The 21,263-nt window shown below is 46.2% G+C and carries 22 protein-coding genes; 14 read left to right on the top strand and 8 right to left on the bottom strand.

What is annotated here, in order from left to right; translation table 11 throughout:
* Positions 1 to 297 precede the first annotated feature (297 nt).
* Positions 298 to 762, top strand: coding sequence for a nitrate reductase associated protein (locus SYN6312_RS05330; RefSeq protein ID WP_015123837.1), 465 nt, complete (start codon positions 298 to 300; stop codon positions 760 to 762).
* Between the two features lie 7 nt (positions 763 to 769).
* On the opposite strand, the gene SYN6312_RS05335 is transcribed toward SYN6312_RS05330, so the two are convergent.
* Together SYN6312_RS05335 and SYN6312_RS05340 are read right to left on the bottom strand one after the other, a co-directional pair.
* On the bottom strand, positions 770 to 1,444 hold the full coding sequence (locus SYN6312_RS05335) for a cupin domain-containing protein (RefSeq protein WP_015123838.1): 675 nt from the start codon (positions 1,442 to 1,444) through the stop codon (positions 770 to 772).
* On the bottom strand, positions 1,441 to 2,424 hold the full coding sequence (locus tag SYN6312_RS05340) for a pyridoxamine 5'-phosphate oxidase family protein (RefSeq protein ID WP_015123839.1): 984 nt from the start codon (positions 2,422 to 2,424) through the stop codon (positions 1,441 to 1,443). Before SYN6312_RS05340 ends, SYN6312_RS05335 begins: the two co-directional genes overlap by 4 nt.
* Positions 2,425 to 2,789: 365 nt before the next feature.
* Here SYN6312_RS05340 and SYN6312_RS05345 point away from each other — a divergent pair, with 365 nt between their 5' ends.
* The 8 genes from SYN6312_RS05345 (at position 2,790) to SYN6312_RS05380 (ending at position 10,101) form a co-directional block, all read left to right on the top strand.
* Complete coding sequence (locus SYN6312_RS05345; protein ID WP_015123840.1) at positions 2,790 to 3,941, top strand: hypothetical protein; 1,152 nt, start codon at positions 2,790 to 2,792, stop codon at positions 3,939 to 3,941.
* A gap of 32 nt (positions 3,942 to 3,973) precedes the next feature.
* On the top strand, positions 3,974 to 4,873 hold the full coding sequence (locus SYN6312_RS05350) for a site-specific DNA-methyltransferase (RefSeq protein WP_015123841.1): 900 nt from the start codon (positions 3,974 to 3,976) through the stop codon (positions 4,871 to 4,873).
* Positions 4,874 to 5,077: 204 nt separating this feature from the next.
* Positions 5,078 to 6,250 carry a putative sulfate/molybdate transporter gene (locus SYN6312_RS05355; protein ID WP_015123842.1) on the top strand — a complete coding sequence of 391 codons (1,173 nt, stop codon included), beginning with the start codon at positions 5,078 to 5,080 and terminating at the stop codon, positions 6,248 to 6,250.
* On the top strand, positions 6,238 to 7,431 hold the full coding sequence (locus tag SYN6312_RS05360) for a molybdopterin molybdotransferase MoeA (protein WP_015123843.1): 1,194 nt from the start codon (positions 6,238 to 6,240) through the stop codon (positions 7,429 to 7,431). The genes SYN6312_RS05355 and SYN6312_RS05360 overlap by 13 nt, the downstream gene beginning before the upstream one ends.
* 6 nt (positions 7,432 to 7,437) lie before the next feature.
* Positions 7,438 to 8,373, top strand: a complete 936-nt coding sequence (gene moaA, locus SYN6312_RS05365) for a GTP 3',8-cyclase MoaA (protein ID WP_015123844.1) — start codon at positions 7,438 to 7,440, stop codon at positions 8,371 to 8,373.
* Positions 8,374 to 9,423 carry a cyclic pyranopterin monophosphate synthase MoaC gene (gene moaC / locus SYN6312_RS05370; protein WP_015123845.1) on the top strand — a complete coding sequence of 350 codons (1,050 nt, stop codon included), beginning with the start codon at positions 8,374 to 8,376 and terminating at the stop codon, positions 9,421 to 9,423.
* Positions 9,410 to 9,652 carry a molybdopterin converting factor subunit 1 gene (moaD, locus tag SYN6312_RS05375; protein ID WP_015123846.1) on the top strand — a complete coding sequence of 81 codons (243 nt, stop codon included), beginning with the start codon at positions 9,410 to 9,412 and terminating at the stop codon, positions 9,650 to 9,652. The genes moaC and moaD overlap by 14 nt, the downstream gene beginning before the upstream one ends.
* A 5-nt stretch (positions 9,653 to 9,657) precedes the next feature.
* Positions 9,658 to 10,101: a molybdenum cofactor biosynthesis protein MoaE gene (locus tag SYN6312_RS05380; protein WP_015123847.1), complete on the top strand. Its 444-nt coding sequence runs from the start codon at positions 9,658 to 9,660 to the stop codon at positions 10,099 to 10,101.
* Between the two features lie 63 nt (positions 10,102 to 10,164).
* Here SYN6312_RS05380 and SYN6312_RS05385 read toward each other — a convergent pair whose 3' ends face one another.
* A complete protein-coding gene (locus SYN6312_RS05385; protein ID WP_015123848.1) occupies positions 10,165 to 11,310 on the bottom strand; it encodes a beta-ketoacyl-ACP synthase in 1,146 nt (381 codons plus the stop codon).
* A gap of 97 nt (positions 11,311 to 11,407) precedes the next feature.
* Between SYN6312_RS05385 and SYN6312_RS05390 the strand changes: the two genes are divergently transcribed.
* Positions 11,408 to 11,986, top strand: a complete 579-nt coding sequence (locus SYN6312_RS05390) for a Uma2 family endonuclease (RefSeq protein WP_015123849.1) — start codon at positions 11,408 to 11,410, stop codon at positions 11,984 to 11,986.
* 10 nt (positions 11,987 to 11,996) lie between these two features.
* Here the strand turns inward: SYN6312_RS05390 and SYN6312_RS05395 are convergent, their stop codons facing one another.
* On the bottom strand, positions 11,997 to 12,629 hold the full coding sequence (locus tag SYN6312_RS05395; RefSeq protein WP_015123850.1) for a hypothetical protein: 633 nt from the start codon (positions 12,627 to 12,629) through the stop codon (positions 11,997 to 11,999).
* A 161-nt stretch (positions 12,630 to 12,790) separates the two neighbouring features.
* Complete coding sequence (locus tag SYN6312_RS05400) at positions 12,791 to 13,216, bottom strand: lasso peptide biosynthesis B2 protein (RefSeq protein ID WP_015123852.1); 426 nt, start codon at positions 13,214 to 13,216, stop codon at positions 12,791 to 12,793.
* Positions 13,217 to 14,005: 789 nt separating this feature from the next.
* Between SYN6312_RS05400 and SYN6312_RS05405 the strand changes: the two genes are divergently transcribed.
* Positions 14,006 to 14,863, top strand: a complete 858-nt coding sequence (locus tag SYN6312_RS05405; RefSeq protein ID WP_253276421.1) for a sterol desaturase family protein — start codon at positions 14,006 to 14,008, stop codon at positions 14,861 to 14,863.
* A gap of 6 nt (positions 14,864 to 14,869) precedes the next feature.
* Here SYN6312_RS05405 and SYN6312_RS05410 read toward each other — a convergent pair whose 3' ends face one another.
* Positions 14,870 to 17,362 carry an HAD-IC family P-type ATPase gene (locus tag SYN6312_RS05410; RefSeq protein WP_015123854.1) on the bottom strand — a complete coding sequence of 831 codons (2,493 nt, stop codon included), beginning with the start codon at positions 17,360 to 17,362 and terminating at the stop codon, positions 14,870 to 14,872.
* A gap of 45 nt (positions 17,363 to 17,407) precedes the next feature.
* Positions 17,408 to 17,851 (bottom strand): universal stress protein, encoded by a 444-nt coding sequence (locus tag SYN6312_RS05415; protein WP_015123855.1) that lies wholly within the window; start codon positions 17,849 to 17,851, stop codon positions 17,408 to 17,410.
* Between the two features lie 390 nt (positions 17,852 to 18,241).
* Here SYN6312_RS05415 and SYN6312_RS05420 point away from each other — a divergent pair, with 390 nt between their 5' ends.
* From SYN6312_RS05420 to SYN6312_RS05430, 3 genes are all read left to right on the top strand, one after another.
* Positions 18,242 to 19,081, top strand: a complete 840-nt coding sequence (locus SYN6312_RS05420; RefSeq protein ID WP_015123856.1) for a sulfite exporter TauE/SafE family protein — start codon at positions 18,242 to 18,244, stop codon at positions 19,079 to 19,081.
* Entirely contained in the window at positions 19,078 to 19,461 is a 384-nt protein-coding gene (locus SYN6312_RS05425) for a DUF1634 domain-containing protein (protein ID WP_015123857.1), read from the top strand. The genes SYN6312_RS05420 and SYN6312_RS05425 overlap by 4 nt, the downstream gene beginning before the upstream one ends.
* Before the next feature lie 154 nt (positions 19,462 to 19,615).
* Complete coding sequence (locus tag SYN6312_RS05430; RefSeq protein ID WP_015123858.1) at positions 19,616 to 20,788, top strand: LL-diaminopimelate aminotransferase; 1,173 nt, start codon at positions 19,616 to 19,618, stop codon at positions 20,786 to 20,788.
* 27 nt (positions 20,789 to 20,815) lie between these two features.
* On the opposite strand, the gene SYN6312_RS05435 is transcribed toward SYN6312_RS05430, so the two are convergent.
* Complete coding sequence (locus SYN6312_RS05435; RefSeq protein WP_015123859.1) at positions 20,816 to 21,256, bottom strand: hypothetical protein; 441 nt, start codon at positions 21,254 to 21,256, stop codon at positions 20,816 to 20,818.
* Positions 21,257 to 21,263: the final 7 nt, after the last annotated feature.

Raw genomic sequence — 21,263 nt, forward strand, 5'->3', positions numbered from 1 at the left:
TTTTCCTTAAGGCTCTGAGAGTTGTAATTTTTAAGTCTTGATTGCAATAAATAGAGATTGTGAGAATTTTCTCTATGTCCAGGTGATTATAGGGATGACGACTACCAGTTATTCGTTGTTACACTCACCTTTTTTTCTAAAATCTTGCAAAAATGACCATCAGAAATAGGCTTTGTACAGCAATTTAAACAACTCGATCCATTGATGAAATGGGACTATAACTGTTTGCAACACCCAGCCAAATAGCAACGGTATCCTGCAAAAATGGTTACATAGATTTTCATTCTAGTTATTCGTATGTTCTTTGAATTTGAGACTGAATTTGTTGATTCTCTGCGCTGTATTCCGATGATTGTTCGTTATCGGTTGGATACCTGTGGGGTGAAGCTGAAGTTGAATCATTGGCATCAGTTTTCGATGACCCAACGACAAGATTTGATTGATTGCCCGTTTGATTCCCCAGAAGAGATTGGTGCTTACGCTGAAAAACTCCAGGCCTGGGTAACTGCCCATGCAGGAACGCCTGCCAAAACCTTAGAAATTTCTGAAAACCCGGCCTGGTTGAATCCTACCCAAATTCCAGATCAAGTGATTGGAGAATTTATCCTGAAAATAGGAGAAAGTTTGTTCTCAGTCGAGGCCTGGGCTAAGTTAACGCCACTCCAGCGGTTTGCCCTGATTAAACTGAGTCAACCTGGCCATGAAAACCGTAATTTCCTGCCCGCCCTCCGAGAATTTGGCATCATGGCCAACAAAGACTAAAGTTTTATCAATTAATCTTAGTCACAACAATATCTAAATGTCCGGTTTTGACCCAAATCGTACAGCCCATCTCACTAAAGGGCGTGTGAATACTGTTGGGTGGGTTGCGCAACCAGGCCCCGGCGGGATAGGTTCCCTGTTCATCCGCAAAGACCCCTTCTAACACATAGATTTCTTCGCCGCCCCAATGTCGATGAGTTTGAAACTGAGTTCCCGGTTCCCATTTGACGAGGGCAACATTTTCTGTGCCAAAGGTATGTAGCGGCATTACGTTTAACCCCGGAACCAGGCCTGGAAACCAGTGCTGTTCAGATGTCTGAATCACAACCCGTGTTTGGTCTGCTGGATCCATTTGCCAGAGTTTAACGAAAATTATGCAACCGTCACGACTAAAGGGGCGATGGGACGATCCACAGGGATTACGGACATAGGTTCCAGGGGGATAATCTCCCCATTCATCCGAGAATGTGCCGGACAAAACTAGAAATTCTTCCCCGCCGTCGTGGGTATGGGGGGCAAAGTAACTGTTAGGGGCGTACTGGACAATGGATGTGGCTCTGGCAACTTCATCCCCATCCCGATCTAACATGCGTCTTTGCACTCCTGGAAGCGGGGAATCCACCCAGGCCAGGCTATTGGTATCCACAACTACCCGTTGACTGAAATCAGCATGGAGCTTCATAAACCCTTTTCCTCTGGCGCAACCCACGGCCCCATATCCTGTAAAAAAGGGGAAAAGTCTGGCTCTGACCAACGCACGGGTAAGGTATTCTTTCCGTAATAGCCTTCATCAAGCTCAAACCGGAGTAACCGCTCGGCTCCCTCATAGGTGGCAATTTCGTCTCCATCCCAAATCACCCAGGCCCGGCCAGTGAGATAGAGCACATCACCCCCGATAAAATCAATAAAAATCAAGCCTGCGAGAGGGTTTAACTCTAAATTGCCAAAGGTATTGAATTGGAGATTGCCGGAAAAATCAGGAATGGTGAGTGTACGACCCTCAATCTTGACAAACCCCGGTTTTCCGCCCCGATGAGACACATCCACACCCCGACCTCGCCCGGCAGACTCATCCTGATAGGCCGTAGCAATGAAAAATGTATCCGCTGCTTGAATCAGAGTTTGCTCGGCCAGGCCCAGGCCTGGAATGGAACGGACTGATGCGGCTGAATTGGAGCCACGATCCACAAATTCAACCGTCCGGGCTTGAATATACTGGGGGCAATTGCCAAAACTCTGGCCCACTTCCACGACAAAATGATCGGGATAAACCGCTGTCACCACCCCATTCAACCGATTGCGCCGCCGACTGTGGAGTTCAATCCCCAAGAAACCAATATCAACCCCGGTCGCGAGGTTTTGAATCAGGGGATCCCCAGGCCAAAGCTGAGTTGAAACCACCAAAGTGCGTTCATCTGGAGATGAGAGAAACCCCGGCTGACCCACGAGAATGGAAGCCCAAGGCCTGCCTAAAGTATCTACCAACCCGACAATGACATAGGGAAGTTGTTGAAAAAATTGCCGCTGCTGTTCCGGTAAATAATCTCGGATGATCCGCCGCCCTTGTTTATCGATGCGCTCCTGGACACCCAAGCGAGTTTGAATCGCCAATTCACCGGCATGAAACGGGGATTCAGGATAGGCCCAACCAGGATTTGTCATCAGGTTTCTCTCCTAATATTTAGAGGTTACATTCCTACAAACCAGCCATGGGGAGATAACCCAGTAATTGTTTCACCCGTTCGATCCAGGCCTGGACATGGGCGTAAGGGGCTAGTTCAATTTTGCCATCTGCCACTATTCATCACCACATCAGCCGTTTACCTGTTTTAGATAAAGCTGGGGCCTGGTGGGAATTATTACCCGTTATGATCTGATGCAAGCCTTAAATGCCTAAAATATCAGTTAACTGTATTAAGTCTCCAAATATTATGCATTAGAGTAATTTAAGAGGAAAACTAAAACTGTATAGTAAGGCTAACTCATAAAGCTAAATCCGTGCACATTTTATAAAAAATAGATAAACCATGGCATCTATCAAGACAAACTTAAATGAATTAAGTGTTATTATAGGCATCGGAAGTAGATTAAATAATAATTTAGTTCAGTCCATCGATTGTATATTTGATTTCAATCGATACACAAATTTATATTGCAACAATATTACATGTTATTCGACTCAAATTTCAAGAATAACCAACCAAGATATTTATGAATATCAAAACTCAATCACAAATGGCTTGATCCTTGGAAGATATATTGTTGACAAATTAAATCAGAAGCAGCAAATTCTACAGACATCCGATCCAATTTTATGGTTAGGGCCGCAAACACAATCTCAATGTCCATTTGATATTAAAGTTGGTCAGATTGGATTTTCAATAAAAGAAGATAGTTTTATCTTGAAAAATCCTGGCTTTAATAACTATATAAATGATCTTACTCAAATACAGCCGAGATTTAAGAAAGGACTTCATATCTTTCGGTATTTTTCCCATAAAGAACTTGAAGAATGGTTTAGATATTGTTATGTCAAGCTAAAACTAGATATCAGAAGATCCCAAAAAATACAGTTTATAAGGAGCAATGGGCAAATATACAATGTAGAAAAAAATGGTTTCTCACTAGAATTTAAAAATCAACAAAGATCAGCTTCAATATCTTTTGTCGAAAAAGTAAGAGAGCAATCTTTTAATAATCGTCTTGGTGGAGATATTGTAGAACATACTTTTAGCAAATGGATTAGTAATAATCTGGAAGGGACTGACAATAGATATGAATACTTAAAGAGAAGTTGTGCTATCGAATCTGGAAATGCTGTTGTTGAGTTTATAAATAAAAATCTTAATCCTGACGTGGATAAAATTCTTGAATGGTTTCAAATTTATGATTATGAATACTATTACGCTAAATGCTACAAACAACATCCTGTTCTTTATAAAGTTCCCTCAAAACACAATTGTCAAGTAATTACTAAGCCAGCAGTACCCAATGTTCCAGTGTCTCAACTAAATATATATATTGACTTTGACTTTTATATTCAGGATAATGGAAGCGTTAAAGTTTTTAGTGATGTACGAATGCGAATTGAATGCAGATATTCTCATGGACAGCTAAAAGGAGTTCCAGAAGCTAAGTTTTATCTTCAATCGGATCCTCCATTTATTTTAATTACCTAGGTATTTAGAAATTATTTTTCAGGATATTGGACATGAAATCTGGTTCAAAGACAAGTAAGTTTGGCTCAACATCTCGAATTAATCACGACTCGTCTGATTATTACAACTCAAAACTGTATTCAAAATTCAAAAAAAAGATAGCATCTTTTCCTGAAATAGAAAATGATTTTCCTTGTGAATATCTAGATAGTATTATTTGGGGAAGCTCTGAAAAAATGGTACAGATTCCAGATAATTCTATTCATTTGATGATTACATCACCACCCTACAATGTTTCTAAAGAATATGATAAAGACTTTTCACTTGAAGAATATCTGAAATTCCTTAAAAATGTTTTTCAGGAAACCTATCGAGTTTTGGTGAATGGTGGCCGAGCCTGTATTAATGTTGCTAATTTAGGACGAAAACCCTATATTCCTTTATCTGATTATATTTCTCAAATAATGATTGAAATAGGCTTTCTCATGCGAGGAGAAATTATTTGGCAAAAAGGCGCTGGGGCTGGTGTCTCCATGGCCTGGGGTAGCTGGCAGTCAGCTTCAAATCCAGTCTTGCGAGATACACATGAATATATTTTGGTGTTTTCTAAAGGCACTTTTGAACGAAAAAAGGAGCATCGAGAAAATACCATCACCAAAGAGCAGTTCATGGAGTGGACAAAATCGGTTTGGACGATGAATCCAGAATCAGCTAAAAAAGTTGGACATCCCGCTCCCTTTCCCACTGAATTACCATTTCGTTTAATTCAGCTTTATAGCTATAAAAACGACATCATCCTTGATCCTTTTATTGGAAGTGGTTCTACAGCAATTTCAGCAATTAATACTAAACGTCACTTCATTGGCTATGAATTAGATAAGAGCTATGTTGAGTTAGCAAATAACCGAATTGAGCCACTTTTAACTCAAAAAAATATAGAGTTTATTTCGTGATATTGTTGTTTGTCGTCTCATCAAAATTGCCAAGGATATCAAATTGGAAAGTGAGAGAAAAAAGATAAATGATCGTAACGATAGAAAAGGGAATACGGGCAAAGTTATAGAGTGGCCGTTTATTCAAGATTGTGGCAGTTTTCGGCTATCTTAAGAACTTAGTTTTGACTACACCTAACATTTCAATACTTGGCTGAGTACCCTATGCAGTACCCCCGGCTTCGATTTAATTGTCAAGAATTCAGTGGCAGTTTTGGCGATATTGGCACCGATTTACCATTGTTGGTCGGGTTGATCACCGTTGCCCATTTAAGCAGTGCCAGTGTGTTTACCCTGTTTGGCCTGGGGCAAGTGCTTTCCGGGGTGATCTATGGTTTACCGATGCCGCTGCAACCGTTGAAAGCCATGGCCGTAATTGTCATGACACAAAAGCTATCGGGTCAGACGTTATGGGCAGGAGGATTTTTAATTGCGCTGATTATGCTGGCCTTGAGTCTTTCCGGGGCGTTGTCCTGGTTAGCCCGAGTCATTCCCTTGCCCGTGGTGCGAGGCTGTCAGTTTGGCCTGGGGTTATCGTTGGCCTCTTTAGCCTTAAAAACCTATATTCCCGATGGCAATACTTGGGGCTATCTTCTGGCCGGCCTGGGCTTTTTAATCTTGGTGGGTTTACCGAAACAAAAGGGAATTCCTGCCGGACTAGTCGTCATCGGATTAGGCTTGCTTTATGCCTGTAGCATTGGTTTACCCTGGTCAAGGATTATCACCGGAATTCAGTGGCAAACACCGGAATTTCAAACCTTAGACCCCGCTGCCCTTCTGCCAGGCCTGTTTCTGTTAGCCTTACCTCAATTGCCCTTGTCTATTTCCAATGCTGTGATTTCGACGCAACAAACCGCCCAAGATTTATTTCCGGAAAAACCTTTGAGTATTCGCCGGATTGGCTTGACCTATGGCCTGGTGAATTTAATTGTGCCGTTTTTTGGCGGTGTGCCCGTTTGTCATGGCTGTGGGGGCCTGGTGGGGCATTATGCCTTAGGTGCAAGAACCGGGGGAGCCGTGGTCATGTATGGCGGGCTGTATTTAATCGTAGGCTTGCTCTTTAGTGCCGTCTTTAATGATGTCTTAGGAATTTTCCCAATGCCGATTTTGGGGGTGATTCTTCTGTTTGAGGCCTGGGGGTTGCTGAGTTTAATTGGGGATCAGGTGCAGGAGTCTCAAGATTGGATGATTGCGTTGTTGGTGGCGGTGATTGCGTTTAGTGTCCCCCAAGGATTTTTGATTGGTACGGTTGTCGGTACAGGATTGTATTACTTGGGGCAATATACGCCGCTCAATCTCCAGAAAGTGAAACCGGAGTCACCCCCATGTCAGCCTTGATTAGTGTTGAAGCTGCTGTTGAAATTATCAAAACCCATTTACCGGATTGGGGGCGGGAAGCCGTTGACATTGAACAGGTACGGTCGGGAATTTTGGCTGAAACCATTACCGCTGATCGAGCCTATCCCGCTGCCCACCGAATCATGATGGATGGTATTGCTCTGGCCTGGAAGGCTTATGATCACGGTCAACGTGCATTTAGAGTCTTAGGAACAATTGCGGCGGGTGAACCGAAACTAACATTAACCGATCCATTGGCCTGTTATGAAGTCATGACTGGAGCAGTGTTACCTAATGGCTGTGATTTGGTGATTCCCTATGAAGAAATTGAGATTACGTCTGAGGGGGAGTCACGGATTGCTGAGATCATCCATGACCAGGCCTGGGCACCAATGGCGAATATTCATCCCCAAGGGAGTGATTTTAGTTTAGGTGAGGTGTTGTTACGGCCTGGGGTGAAATTGAACGGGCCGGCCTGGGGAATTTTAGCTTCTGTCGGTCAAAGCCAAGTGCTGATCAAACGCTATCCCCGGATCAAAATTATTGCCACAGGCCAAGAGTTAATTCCAGTCCACCAGGCCCCGCAACCGCACCAAGTTCGTATGTCAAATCCCTATGCCCTCAAAGCTTCTTTAATCCGTCAGGGTTATCCCCATATTGACCTTGATTATGTTCCCGATGATCCAGAATTAATGACAAAGCATTACCAAGCCCAAACAACCCATTATGATCTCTTGATTTATTGCGGCGGAGTTTCCAAAGGCAAGTTTGATTATTTACCCACGGTTTGGACTCAAGCTGGCGTTAAAAACTATATTCATGGCGTGGCCCAACGGCCGGGAAAACCGCTATGGTTTGGGGTTGATCATGATCAGCAAACGGCTGTCTTTGGCCTCCCCGGAAATCCGGTTTCTAGTTTAGTTTGTTTACATCGATATATTATTAATCAGCGACCGATGTTTGCCCAATTAACCACCGATTTTGAATTTCCGAAACCCCTAACTTATTTTTTGCCAGTGCAATCCCATCTCAGTTCTGATGCCCGCATCTTAGCGAAACCCCATCCTATGAAAAACTCCGGTGATTTTGTGGCATTGGCCCCAACGGATGGCTTTGTGGAATTACCCGCAGATCGCTCGATATTTAAGGCAGGTGAATCATTTCCGTTCTTTCCTTGGTAAATCGGTATGTTGGTTGATAGTTATGGTCGCCGAATTCGGAAGCTGCGGGTTTCACTCACCGATCAGTGTAATTTGCGTTGTCATTACTGTATGCCAATCCATGCTGAGTTTATGGAGGTTAACCGCTATCTCAGACCGAAAGAATACGGGGAAATTATTAATGAGTTAGTCACGCTGGGCCTGGAAGAAGTTCGCTTAACGGGAGGAGAACCCCTCTTACGCCAGGCCCTGCCCGAAATCTTAACTACTATTAGTCGTTGTCATCTGAAAAAAATATCTCTGACAACTAATGGTATCCTGTTACATCGCTATTTAGAACTCTTATGCCAACATCAAATTTTAGATTTGAACATTAGTTTAGATAGCTTAAATCCAGAAATTTTTACCCAAATTACCCACGGCCGCAACCTTCGACAAATTCAAGCAAATATTACCTTAGCAAAACAACAGGGCTTTCGGATTAAAATCAACGCGGTCATGATGCGGGGCGTTAATGATCAAGAATTGTTTGATTTTGTCGAATATGCCAAACATGAAGCTGTGGAAGTCCGGTTTTTAGAACTGATGCGAATTGGCCAGGCCTGTCCACAACAACAGGATCAATTTATTGCCGCCCAAGAACTGATTGATCGCCTCAAAACAAGATACACACTCCAGGCCCAGGCCATGCCCCTTGACTCCACGGCCTTTAACTTTCGGACTGACTGTGGGGCCAGCATTGGTTTTATTGCCTCAGAATCTCAACCTTTTTGTGGTCATTGTTCTCGCTGGCGACTGTCCGCTGATGGGATTTTACGGGCCTGTTTACTCAAAACTGATGGGCATTCAATCCGGGGACTAAATCATGAGCAACGATTCGCAGTCTATGAACAACTGTTAGGAATGAAACCCTATTTAAGACCACCGGAAGTGACCCATCTCATGCACCAAATTGGAGGCTAAATGCTGAGCCATATTGATCCGAATAATCAGCCAACAATGGTGGATATTAGCGAGAAATCAGACAGTCAACGGCAAGCTGTAGCCCAAACTTTAATACAATTACCGCTGGCTTTAAAACCCTATTTACAGGGGGAAGAACTCATTCTCAAAAAGGGGCCGGTGATTCAAACGGCAATCATTGCGGGAACCATGGCCGTGAAGAAAACCAGTGATCTGATTCCCTTTTGTCATCAAATTCCCATCGAGTCCTGTAAGTTTGTCATTGAGATTGACTCAACCCTGAAGGTGATGATTACCTGTGAAGTCAAAACCAGCTATAAAACCGGCGTGGAAATGGAAGCCCTCTGTGGAGCTTCGGTCGCTGCATTAACGATTTATGATATGTGCAAAGCAGTTTCCCCACAGATAACTATTTCTCAGACAAAACTCTTAACTAAAACCGGGGGTAAAACAAACTTTAAGCGAGTGCCGCAACCCCTCTATGGCCTGGTGCTGACTGGGGGGAAAAGTAAACGGATGCAGCAGGATAAAGCACTCCTAAAATATTATGACCAACCCCATGCTAAGCACATTTTTGATCTCCTAAGTAACTATTGTGAATACGTTTATCTCTCGGCCCGCAGAGAGCAATGGTGCAACACAGAATTAGCTTCATTACCGACCCTTGTAGATCATGATGACGATCTGGGGCCATTGGGGGGCATTTTAACCGCCTTAGAAACCCATCCAGAGGCCTGTTGGCTGATCATGGCCTGTGATTTAGCCTATGTGAACGCTGGTACGATTGAAAAACTACTGGAAAATTATCATGATGAGGTGGTTGCCACCTGTTATCAAAACCCAGAACATGGTTTTCCTGAACCCCTTTGCGCCCTTTATACCCCTCAGGCCCTGAAACAATTTCAACGCGCTAAAACAGCCAAGATTTATTGTCCAGTCAAAGTCCTGCAAATGAGTAATTGTTACTTTATCACCCCAGGCCTGGCTCAAGAAATCGCTAATATTAATACCCCTGATGAATATCACCAAGTCCGCCATGAACACCATTAACGTTCGTTATTTTGCCGCCTTACAAGAGCAAGCCCAACTGAGCGAAGAAATCATCACCACCGATCTAAAAACCTATGGTGAACTCTATCAATGGTTAGCCAGTCGGTATCGGTTTTCTCTACCCTTAAGTCAGGTTCAAGTGGCCGTTAATGATCATTTTTTGCAACTGACTGACCAAATTACTGACCAGGCCCAGGTAGTCTTTATTCCCCCGGTTGCTGGAGGTTAGGATTTATGACATTCACCATTAGCTTGGCTCCGATTGATCCTGAACAGTTACAAACCGGATTAGTAAATTCCCAGGCCGGGGCCTTAGTGGTTTTCCAGGGCTGGGTGCGCAATCATAATCAAGGCAAAATGGTCACATCTTTGGAATATCAGGTTTATCCCGAACTAGCAATCAATGAAGGCCTAAAAATCTTAGTCGAAGCCACCGAAAAATTTGAGTTACATGGAGCCGTGGCCTGTCATCGCTATGGACATTTGGAGATTGGCGAAATTGCCGTTTGGGTCGGAACCACTGCTAGTCACCGCCAGGCCGCCTTTGCCGGAACCGAATATATCATTGCGCAAATCAAAACCCGCCTCCCCATCTGGAAAAAAGAGCATTATCGAGACTATCCGGCAGTTTGGGTCAATTGTTTAGATCATGAACATTCACTTAACTCCCCTCCCTAAAAAGAGAGATAGGTCAATTAGGATCTGGATTCTGTCATCTCCCTCTTCAAGCTCACCCAACAGTCATCGCCCCAGGCCAATCACCGCATTTTGCCCCCCAAATCCATAACTACAGCAAAGAATCCTCTCTAAGGGCCTGGCCTGGAGACTGGTGATAAAGTTCAAATCAAACGCCGGATTCCCTAAACCAACTGTTGGAAATAGGACGTGATCCCGGAGAGAAAGCAGCGAAAATACGGTGGCAATGGCTCCAGCGGCTCCGAGGGTGTGGCCTGTAGATCCTTTACTGGCACTAATGGGGACATCAGGGCAAAGCTGCTGAATCCATAGAGCTTCGGCTTGGTCGTTGAGTTGGGTGCCAGTGCCGTGGGCGTGAATATGATCAATTTCGGTAGCCGCAAGACGGGCCTGGGTCAAACAGGTTTTAACGGCAGATAGCATTCCCCCGGCCTGGTGATCTGGTGCTGTTAAATACAGTCCATCGGCGGTCAACCCCACCCCAAGAATCTGACCATAAATTTTGGCCTGGCGTGCAATGGCTGAGGCTTGGGTTTCCAAGAGCAATAATGCCCCCCCTTCCCCTAAGGCAAATCCTTGGCGTTGGCGATCAAAGGGATGCACTCCGGTTTGACATAAGGCCCCCATCTGCTTAAAACCAGCTAAGGTCAGCGGGGTAATCGGTGTTTCCACGGCCCCCACAATGACTTGCTGACATTGACCCGATTTAATTAATAATATCCCGTGGGCAATTGACCAAATCCCCGTTGCACAGGCGGCCGTTGGTGAGAGAACAGGGGCTTGGGTTTGGAGCTTAGTGGCCACACTCAAGGCTAAGGATTGGGGTAAAGATTCCCACCAGGCCCCAAGATCTAAATCATGCCCCGCTTGATGACGTAACCGTAACCAGGCCTCCCATTGGTGTTGCAGGCCGCGACTAGAGCCAATCACAATTCCGCAATGGGGTAAAGGGGCGCAGAGGTTGGTATCGGTGAGGAGGGCCTGGAGGAGTTGATCCAGGAGGGTTAAGCAATCGGTTGGCTGGCTGTAAATCAGTCCCAGGGGTAAGGGGGGATGTTCAGGATAGGGTTGTTGAACCTGCAAGCCAGATTGACCCAAGCAAAGTCGCTGCCAAGATGCTTCCGCAGAATGTCCTAAGGCAGAAACTAAACTGATCCCCGTGACAACGATGGGGGCTTGGGAGGAAGGCAAAAGACAAAAGTAATATTTTTGAAGAAACTGAATTAACTATAACATTGGCTCAGGTTTTAGAGTAGAACTAGAACCATCCTGCAATGGGGTATCTGTGATGACCACCTTTACTCTAGATTTGAGTCCACTCCCCCACTATACCGATGAGCAATTTGAAAAACTCTGCCAGGCCAACCCTGATCTCAAATTTGAACGGACAAGCCGAGGAGAATTAGTGATTGTGGCTCCAACAGGGGGAATCAGCGGATGTCGTAATGCTGACTTGATGATTGATATTGGGAATTGGAATCGGCGGACTCAATTAGGGGTAGTGTTCGATTCTTCCACCTGTTTTCGATTTCCCAATGGGGCGATGCGCTCTCCCGATGTGACCTGGATTAGAACTGAGCGTTGGCAAAGTCTGAGCTTAGAGCAGCAGCAAAAATTTCCCCCCATTGCCCCGGATTTTGTTTTGGAACTCCGCTCGCTCAGTGATGGACTAGCCATGCTCCAGGCCAAGATGCAGGAATATCTCGATAATGGGGTGCGCTTAGGGTGGCTCATTGATCCGCTGAATCGGTCTGTGGAGGTTTACCGGCCTGGGAGTTCCGTAGAGGTGTTAGAAGCTCCAGCAACAATATCTGATACAGACGTTTTACCGGGATTAAGTCTTGGCCTGGCCTGGTTATGGGGATAGGGAGCTTTGATTAAAAATACATACTTTTTTGGGAAACTTTGCCAGATTGAAAGTCAATTTGAATTGCACCTTTAGATGTTTTCCACGAGAGTTGGGAGTATGGTTCGCTTGTATCCGCTGGCTTATCCATGATTGACTCCAACATTTTTAGGGTGATAGGGGGGCGTAAGGCCTGGATGGCTTTATACTTCGATTCTAAGGAACCCCGATTGTTCGTTGGGTTAACAAAAAAATAGTCTGATCCAGCAATTCTTTGACCAACTAAAAGCACGCTAATACTGTCATTTACGTTAGCCTGGCGCGCCCTAAACCAAGTGTAATTTACACCACTTTCCTGAGTAATTGGAGTTCCCAAGATGGAAATAACCTCCTTTAAGCTCATTCCCAACTTTATGAGTTCATAGAGTTTCCTATCAGTAACACGGTTGGGACTGGTTGCCGGGACTGATTGAGTAGGACTGGTTGTAGGCTTGACAGGAATTGGCTGTGAACGAAGGTTAAGACATTCAACTTGTCCTGTTTTAGGGTTAGTCCAAAAATTTAGACATTGAGCAGGAACTTGGGCAATACCATCATTAATAAATGCCAGGGTAAAATAGCCTATTAAGATAATTATTTGAATCCCGGAGATTTTAATAATCATAGTTTAATTTGATTTTCATGAAACATTTCATTGATTTTTCGATAGATTCTCTCTATTGGTAAGCACAGTTGAGTGACAATCAGGGCATGGCGATAACTAACCATCATTACCTCTAGACTCTAGGTGCTGGCCGACTCCTGTTTAAGCCGAAAGGGGGCGTTTTATAGAAGGGGCTTAAAGCAATCTAAATTCGGTAATTGTCCAATTACAACGGCTTGCTGATGGGTAATCCAGGCATGGGCTGCAAGTTTTTTCTGCTCATCTAACATTACCCCCACACAGAGCCGAGCTTCATAGCCATAGGTTTGCAACAGGGTTTGAGCTGCCAAGGCCTGGGTCAGACAGGTGGCTTTTGGAATACGTCTGGCGGTAATTTTGATACTCCAGATCAGCTTTTTGAGGGGAATTGATTGCAATGGGACAGATTTATGCAACCGTTGACTGAGAAAGTCTGGAAACCGCCGTAATCGAGCAAAGGGCAAAAACCACAATCCCAAACGAAACCCCAAGACTAACACCCCTGCTTGCACAACCAAAAGACGGTGAGAAGGTGATAAGTTGAACCAGGTTTTGAAGGGCTTCAACATTGCGAGGGTGGAATTTCCGGTATCTGGTTAGAGTTCGTCGGAGGTATCAAGCTGATCAGCCCCAAGCATTAACCTCTATCGCAATCTCACCTGAGTCAAGCAGGAGCCAAAGCTGTCAGCCGAGTCAAATCAACACTCAGGTTCCCAAAGTCTATCAGGATGACTTTAGTGTGACCCTATTGTCTCACGAAGAACCACAAGAAAAGTCAATGCCGAAACCATCATCATTAGGGACAAGATCATTTGGAGTTAAATTTCCACAATGACCGAAGCATTCTAATTTGGGCTGGCTGTAGGGCTTACGAGTAAAATCTAAGCTGGGCTGAGCTTGATCAATCGGGTCGCACAAACTATCGAAATCAGGCTGAAAGAAACTCGACTGCATCGTCGCAACACATAGGCGGTCAGATCGGCATTCAGAGTGTCCTGAGAGTGACCAAAGTTAGAATTGCTATTTGCCATGGGTTTACCCTAATACCCAACTTGTGCGGATTCTACCATTGAAATTAATATCAATAACGGCAGAAGTGCTGAAAGTTAGCTTATTACAGCTTTCAATATTTCTGATCCAGGCCATAAAACTGATTCGGGATGACAAAATTAATCCCTTGGGTTATCGGGGCGCGGCGGCGATCAGCAGTCTTATAAAGTCTTGAAACGGGGCCTGGGAGATCATAAAACCCTATCAGAATTGCCCTCAACCCCAAACACACCCAAACTGGGCAGGGAGCATTATGGAAATATTAACTCATCAGTCAATAAAAACAAGTAAAATCATCATCAAGAACTGTGCCTGAACCCCATTACGTTAAATCCCCCATGATTCCCTATACCCTCAGTCAGCCCGATATTTTTGGAATTATGGTCGGGGTCATGTTTGGCATGGTCGTGGTGCGGTTTTTGGCGGTGGCTGGAGTTTTTGCCGCTTTTGCAGCTTTGGCCCGGCGAACCTTTTGGCGACATCGTTGGGTTAATTTACGCCCCTACAAGAAACATCAATTTTGCCAAGAACTGGCCTGGTCATTACTCACTTCGGGGATTTTTGCCTTGACTGGTGCAATTACGGCCGTCCTCTGGCAATGGGGCTATACAGCGGTGTATGTGGAGATTGGGGGCTGGGGTTATCTTTACTTTGTTCTGAGCCTGCTGATTGCGTTACTGGTTCATGAAACCTATTACTACTGGCTCCATCGCTGGATGCATCATCCGAAAATTTACCCTTGGATGCACAAAGTCCACCATCAAAGCATCACTACCTCGGCCTGGACAGCCTTTTCCTTTCATCCCCTTGAAGCTCTCGCCCAGGCCCTTTTTTTGCCAATCTTAGTGTTTGTGCTACCCCTCCATCCCTACGCCATTGTTATTTTGCTCACCGTGATGACCTTCTCCAGCGTGATTAACCATTTGAACCTAGAGCTTTATCCAGCCCACTTTAATCGGCATTGGTTGGGACGTTTTTTGATTGGAGCCACCCACCACAGTCTGCATCACAGTCAATTTCGCTATAACTTTGGGCTTTATTTCACCTTTTGGGATCACCTGATGGGGACAGAAAGCGAGACTTACAATGCTCTATTTGATCAAAAGACCCAAGTGATCACCCCCCTGCCCGTCAGCCTCAACCCATCTCGGCTGGACAGCAACTAAGAGAAATTAGCTCAAGCTCACTCCCAAAAAGCGATCTAACAGCCGCCACCGCCACATAGACCGTAAAATCAGGGCCCAGGCCATGACAATTAATAAACAAATCCCATAGTCTTCCCAACGCAGTAATTCTAATTCGAGAAAATTTCGCAGGCCTGGGATTAAAAGGATGAACACATAGCCCAGCAGTAAGAGACTCGCCATCACTGGATATCGCCAATTTTTACTTAAGGGCGCGCCCCCAACCCAGGCCCCGTGTGGCGGTTTCAAAAATAAAATCATTGCCAAGGAAGCCAGCAGTAAGACGGTCACTAGGGCACTCCGAGCGACTTCAATCCCTTCTCGAAACTTATTCCGCTCAATGACGGTGGAAATTTGATCGAGGGCAACTGTTCCTTGTAACAAGTCCACTAGGGGTAAAATCTGATTGGCTAAATAGCCCCAATAGACCAACAGCCCTAATAAACACAAACTCAGGGAGGCCGGCAGCACAAAGTGGAGTAAGGAAGGGATCAGGGGTTTTTCTTGACGCGGGCCTGGAACCGCCCAAAGGGCCAAACCAATCGTGGGAATCCCAACTCCAAATAGGGTCAAGAGCGAGTTTTGTTTAATCAGCAAGGGAAACGCCCGCCCGGCAATCACCGATGTCATGAACAAGAGGCTAAAACTCAAAACCCGGACTAAAAACAGCCGCGTTACATCTTGAATCCCATTGTGAATCCGTTGTCCCTCCCGAAACGCTGCCGGTAAGGCCGCAAAGGAATCGTGCCGTAAAATAATGTCTGCCACCCCCCGCGTAATCGCACTACCGCTTTCCATGGCAATCCCAATATTGGCCTGCTTCAAAGAAAGAACATCATTCACCCCATCCCCAATCATTGCCACATGGAGACCTTGATCCCGTAAGGCTTTGACCAGTTGGCTTTTTTGTTCCGGGGTAATGCGTCCAAAGATGGTTGTTTCTCGGGCTGCTTGCCGAAATTCGCTTGGGTTCATTTTTGCTAACTCGGCCCCGGAGATAATCCGTAAGGCTCCCCCCAAGTTTTCCCCCACTCCCACCTGTTTGGCCAAGGCTAAGACCGTTTTCGGATGATCTCCAGAAATAATTTTGATCGCAATCCCGGCCTGGGTAAAACGTTCTAATACTTCTTGGCTTTGGGGCCGCAGTTGATCCCGTAACAGGACTAGGCCGAGGGGAGTTAACTCTAAAGGCAGTTGGGGGGCCTGGGTCGGATCGGGCCAGTGGGGATCCGCATCACTGTGGGCCACCATTAAAACTCTTGTGCCGTGGGCAATGGCGGTTTCAATCTCTAAGAGAATCTCTGGGGATAGGCGATCTCCGGGAAACAAAACATCGGGCGCGCCCAAAATCATAGCTCCAGGTAAATCCTCCCAGGCCAAGGCACTCCATTTATGACTAGAGGCAAAGGGAATTTCGATCCGGGGGGGGCTGGGGGGGGCTGGACAGGCCTGGGCAATGGCTGCACTGGTTTGATTCGCCACCGTCAGGCTATGGGCAAAACGTCCCAATAACTGCTGTAGTTCGGGTTCAGAGCCTTGGAGCGGGTGAATAGTTTGCACTTCCAGGGCGTTAGCGGTTAAGGTGCCGGTTTTATCCAAACAAAGGACATTGATATTACTAAGGGACTCCATCGCATTGGCCTGTTGTACCAAAACTTCCTGTTTGGCAATCCGCACCGCCCCCACGGCATAGGTCAAGGTAATGGTTAAATACAACCCCACTGGGACTAGCCCGGCCACCACCGCCGCTGTTTGCACGGCCATCGGAAAACTACTCAAGCCCACTAGCAAGGACAGCAAGACCAAAATCCAGAGGAACATGGCCAAAACGAGAATCACCCGAATGATCAAGTTGATGTCTTTTTGCAAGGGGGTCAATTCGCGGCGGAAGGCTTTGGCACTGGCGGTCACTTGGTTGGCGGTACTGGCAGATCCCACTTTCTCGGCCTGGTAGTAGGCAAATCCTTGGACGCAATAACTGCCGGAATAGACCAAATCCCCTGGTTCTTTATTAATTAAGTCCGATTCCCCCGTCAGGAGCGATTCATCCACCTGGATTTGCCCCGTTCCGACCACCCGCCCATCGGCAATAATTTGATCCCCCGGCCGCACCACCAAAATATCATCTTGGACAATGGCATCGGGGGTGACGGAAATTTCTTGGCTATCGCGCATGACAGCGACATGGGGACGGGTTAAGAGGGCAATTTGATCCAACTGTTGTTTGGCCCGGACTTCCTGCACCAAGCTGAGGATCGTATTCAGAAAAACCACAATGGCAATGACCAGCACATCTCCAGGCCGGCCCAAACCCAATAAAACAATGCTGATAAAAAAGAACACTCCATTGATGAACGTGAATAAATTGTCTTTGCAGATTTCTTTATAGGTGCGGCTCGTGGCCGGGGGTTGTTGGTTATCCAGGCCAATCCGGCGGCGTTCATCAACTTCAGCAGCAGATAATCCGGTCAAGGTGGTCATAAAATACCGTCAAGGAAATAATGGCAATACTCAACAAGATTGGCGTTAGCCCGATGGACTGGATTTCACCACAAAGACGGAACAGGGGGCTTCCTCCACAACCTGACCACTGACAGACCCCTTTAAAATCCGAGACACTCCGGTTAAGCCCCGACTCCCTAAAAGAATTAACTCGGCCTGGTGAATATGGGCCAAGCGGATAATTTCCGTAGCGGGCTCCCCTGCCACTATTTCGAGGAGAACATCTACCGTATTTTCAAAGAGTTCATTCACCTCTTGGCAATAGTCCTCTAGGCGTGACTCTAGGTTTTGCCAATGACCCGTGGGTTGAGAAACATCCGCCGACTGCCCCAGACCTGACTCTGCCGGAGAAATAACATGGGTCAGCACCACTAAGCTCTCTGGAACTAGATCTAACTGCCCCAGGGCCTCGATCACCTCTGCCGCCATATCCGAATCATCAACCGCCACTAAAATCCGTTTGAACACGCTTGGGGATAACTCATTGCTTCGTTCTTAGTATATCCAGGCCTGGGAATTATCAAGGGAGAAGTAAATTCTACTTTTGGTTTGTTCCCTAGAAAAGTCCTGAAAATATCGAAACTGGCCAGCGTCAAAATCATCTCAGCATTGCTTAATATCTTGTCCTTGCTGAACTGCCTGATTTCTTAATAATATCTCTATTTTTTGGATAAATATTAATAATGATTGAGATAGTTTTGCTTGTTTTTACTTTTTATATGATCAGTTAACCAATATTTTCGGAATTGCTGATTAAATCAGGACTATTCACACCTTAATATTGTCGATAAGCAAAGAAGTTGAAAGCCGCTTTCCTGGTTTTGAATGGACTGCAATCAAGACTAAGGAGATAGTTGTGTGACAGTTCTGGAATTAACTGGTATTACCTTGATTGGCTCAGTTTTTGCTGGCGGATTAGGGGCAATGACCGGCCTGGGGGGTGGCGTAGTCATTATTCCCCTGCTAACCCTCGGCCTGGGGGTGGATATTCGCTATGCGATTGGGGCCGCCCTAATTTCCGTCATTGCCACCTCTTCTGGAGCCGCCGCTGCCTACGTCAAGGAAGGCTTTAGTAATGTGCGGATTGGGATGTTTTTAGAAGTTGCAACCACCATTGGGGCCATTTCGGGGGCCTATATTGCCACTTGGATGCCCACTGCTGGCATTTCTATCATCTTTGGGCTGGCTCTCCTCTGGTCAATTTATGCCACTAATCAACCCCATAAGGATCATCTGAGTGATGTTGGCCCAAATCCTCTGGCTACCTCCTTAGGGATGAATAGCTGTTACCCGACTAGCGGGGGCTGGGAAGATTATTTTCCCCAAAATGTTCCAGGTGGTTTTGGTTTGATGTATGTGGCTGGGGTTCTATCCGGGTTGCTGGGGATTGGTTCGGGGATGGTCAAGGTCTTAGCCATGGATCAGGTGATGCAGTTGCCCTTCAAAGTTTCTACCACCACCAGTAACTTTATGATTGGGGTGACGGCAGCAGCGAGTGCAGGCATTTATTTTAGTCGGGGTTATATTGATCCTGGCCTGTGTTTACCCGTGGTCTTAGGGGTCTTGTTTGGTTCTCTAGTTGGCGCGAAATTATTAGTCCATGCCCCTGTCAAACTATTACGCATTGTGTTCAGTGTGGTTTTAGGGATTGTCGCCGTACAAATGTTGTGGCAAGGAATCAGTGGGTTAAAACTATGACCTTTGAGCAGCGCAATCGGGATGATGAAAAAATGGATCAACTCCTGGGGAATGTTCTCCGGGGCGGGGTGGTTCTCTCGGCTACGGTTATTTTTATTGGTGGCATGATCTATATCTGGAGAAATGGGCAGGAAACTGTTGCCTTAAGTGTTTTTAAGGGCGAGCCGACCTATCTAAAATTGCTTCCTGATCTCTTGGCTGCCGATGCTCAAACTCACGGTCGCGCCATCATTCAAACTGGAATTCTACTCTTATTGCTCACCCCCATTACCCGGGTCGCTCTTTCCCTGCTAATTTTCTTACGTCAGCGTGATTTTACCTATGTCTTGGTGACAGCGATTGTCTTAGCCGTATTACTCCACAGTCTCTTGACGGTTTAAGGGATATTGATGCCCTTGGTTCCAGGCCTGGTGTTGCTCCTCTAGGGGTTCACGGCTAATCACTGGGAGGATGATTGTGATGGTTTGAAGTCCTACTGCCCTTGCTAGGCTGGAATCAGACTAGTTATTCTCATAGATCACCCTGGAAATTCTGATGTTACCCCTCGCCCATCGTCTCACTGGCTTACAAAGTAATGTTTTTGCCGATATGGATCAGGCCAAGGCTTTAGCACGCCGAGCCGGACAGGACATGATTGACTTATCCTTGGGGTCTTCTGATTTACCCGTTGATCCCCTCATTACCCAGGCCATTGGGGCGGCCCTTGGAGATACAGCGACTCACGGTTATCTGTTATTTCATGGCACCCAAGAATTTCGTCGCGCCGCTGGGGCCTGGTATAGCCAAAAATTCGGAATTGCCGTTGATCCAGAGACAGAGATTTTACCCCTCATTGGCTCCCAGGAAGGTACCGCTCATCTCCCTTTGGCCATCATGAATCCAGGGGATTATGCTCTTTTACTCGACCCAGGTTATCCATCCCATGCTGGCGGCGTTCATTTAGCCGGGGGACAAATCCATACCCTCCCGTTACTGGCTGAAAATCATTTTTTACCCGACTTGAGTTCTATTCCGAACGCGATTCTGCACCAGGCCCGGCTGTTAGTCCTCAGCTATCCCCACAATCCCACCACCGCAGTTGCCCCCCTGGAATTTTTCCAAACCGCCATCCAATTTTGCCAGGCCCACAACCTTGTCCTCGCCCATGACTTTCCTTATCTGGATATGGCCTTTACCCCCGCCCCGCCACCTTCCATTTTGCAAGCGGATCTGGATAAGTCTGTGAGTATCGAATTTTTCTCCCTATCCAAGTCCTACAACATGGGCGGTTTTCGGGTTGGTTTTGCCATTGGTAACAGCACACTTATTAAAGCTCTCAGACAAGTTAAAGCCGTCGTTGATTTTAACCAATATCTGGGCATTTTACGGGGTGCAACCGTTGCCTTGAGCCAGGGACACCAGATTCCGCCAATCACCCGCAACATCTTCAGACACCGCCGCGATGCCTTTGTCCAAACCCTGAATCAACTCGGCTGGTCAGTCCCAATGCCCCTGGCTACGATGTATGTCTGGGCTAAACTCCCGCAGCCTTGGCAATCGGACTCTATTGGCTTTTGTCAGCAACTTGTTCAAGCAACGGGGGTGGCAGCTTCTCCAGGGGCCGGCTTTGGTGCGGCAGGTGAAGGGTATGTTCGTTTTGCCCTAGTTCGAGAGCCAGAAATCCTCGCCCAGGCCGCGCAACGGGTAATGGCATTTTTGGGCCGGTGATAAACGTTACAAGGGGTCAATCCAGCGTTACGCCTTTGCAGCCATAAACTGATGGATACTGCGGGCTAAGGATTGCTGTTGTGCCACATGGGTTGTTGGAAAACGGGTTAAGGCAATTTGCTCTCCGGCCTGGGTGTAGAAATAAACCCGATAAAACTCTGTTCCAAGGAATACTTCTTTTTTGACTATGACGCGTTTTAGCTGCTCTAGATGATAGGATTTTCGCCCCAGAGAGTTTCTCAAGGTTAATAACCCTGTTTCTCGGTTAAGGGTACAGTCTTCTTGGGCCGTCAGTTGATAGCCCAGGCCAGCTGTCGTTAAACCAATTAGCCCAATGCCATCCACGGGAGACTCATACCCTAAGAACAAGAACAATCCCAGGCCGGCACAAAACGCGCACAAATACCTGAGACCGACCAAGCGTTGCCGCAAAACTAAACGGGTGGCTGATTGTTGAATGATTCGCATAACAAAA

The organism is Synechococcus sp. PCC 6312 (assembly GCF_000316685.1).
Classification (GTDB): Bacteria; Cyanobacteriota; Cyanobacteriia; order Thermosynechococcales; family Thermosynechococcaceae; genus Pseudocalidococcus.

Coding starts and splice junctions, on each gene's coding strand:
- SYN6312_RS05330 (WP_015123837.1), top strand. CDS start 298: ATGTTCTTTGAATTTGAGACTGAATTTGTTGATTCTCTGCGCTGTATT.
- SYN6312_RS05335 (WP_015123838.1), bottom strand. CDS start 1,444: ATGAAGCTCCATGCTGATTTCAGTCAACGGGTAGTTGTGGATACCAAT.
- SYN6312_RS05340 (WP_015123839.1), bottom strand. CDS start 2,424: ATGACAAATCCTGGTTGGGCCTATCCTGAATCCCCGTTTCATGCCGGT.
- SYN6312_RS05345 (WP_015123840.1), top strand. CDS start 2,790: ATGGCATCTATCAAGACAAACTTAAATGAATTAAGTGTTATTATAGGC.
- SYN6312_RS05350 (WP_015123841.1), top strand. CDS start 3,974: ATGAAATCTGGTTCAAAGACAAGTAAGTTTGGCTCAACATCTCGAATT.
- SYN6312_RS05355 (WP_015123842.1), top strand. CDS start 5,078: ATGCAGTACCCCCGGCTTCGATTTAATTGTCAAGAATTCAGTGGCAGT.
- SYN6312_RS05360 (WP_015123843.1), top strand. CDS start 6,238: ATGTCAGCCTTGATTAGTGTTGAAGCTGCTGTTGAAATTATCAAAACC.
- moaA (WP_015123844.1), top strand. CDS start 7,438: ATGTTGGTTGATAGTTATGGTCGCCGAATTCGGAAGCTGCGGGTTTCA.
- moaC (WP_015123845.1), top strand. CDS start 8,374: ATGCTGAGCCATATTGATCCGAATAATCAGCCAACAATGGTGGATATT.
- moaD (WP_015123846.1), top strand. CDS start 9,410: ATGAACACCATTAACGTTCGTTATTTTGCCGCCTTACAAGAGCAAGCC.
- SYN6312_RS05380 (WP_015123847.1), top strand. CDS start 9,658: ATGACATTCACCATTAGCTTGGCTCCGATTGATCCTGAACAGTTACAA.
- SYN6312_RS05390 (WP_015123849.1), top strand. CDS start 11,408: ATGACCACCTTTACTCTAGATTTGAGTCCACTCCCCCACTATACCGAT.
- SYN6312_RS05395 (WP_015123850.1), bottom strand. CDS start 12,629: ATGATTATTAAAATCTCCGGGATTCAAATAATTATCTTAATAGGCTAT.
- SYN6312_RS05400 (WP_015123852.1), bottom strand. CDS start 13,216: ATGTTGAAGCCCTTCAAAACCTGGTTCAACTTATCACCTTCTCACCGT.
- SYN6312_RS05410 (WP_015123854.1), bottom strand. CDS start 17,362: ATGACCACCTTGACCGGATTATCTGCTGCTGAAGTTGATGAACGCCGC.
- SYN6312_RS05425 (WP_015123857.1), top strand. CDS start 19,078: ATGACCTTTGAGCAGCGCAATCGGGATGATGAAAAAATGGATCAACTC.
- SYN6312_RS05430 (WP_015123858.1), top strand. CDS start 19,616: ATGTTACCCCTCGCCCATCGTCTCACTGGCTTACAAAGTAATGTTTTT.
- SYN6312_RS05435 (WP_015123859.1), bottom strand. CDS start 21,256: ATGCGAATCATTCAACAATCAGCCACCCGTTTAGTTTTGCGGCAACGC.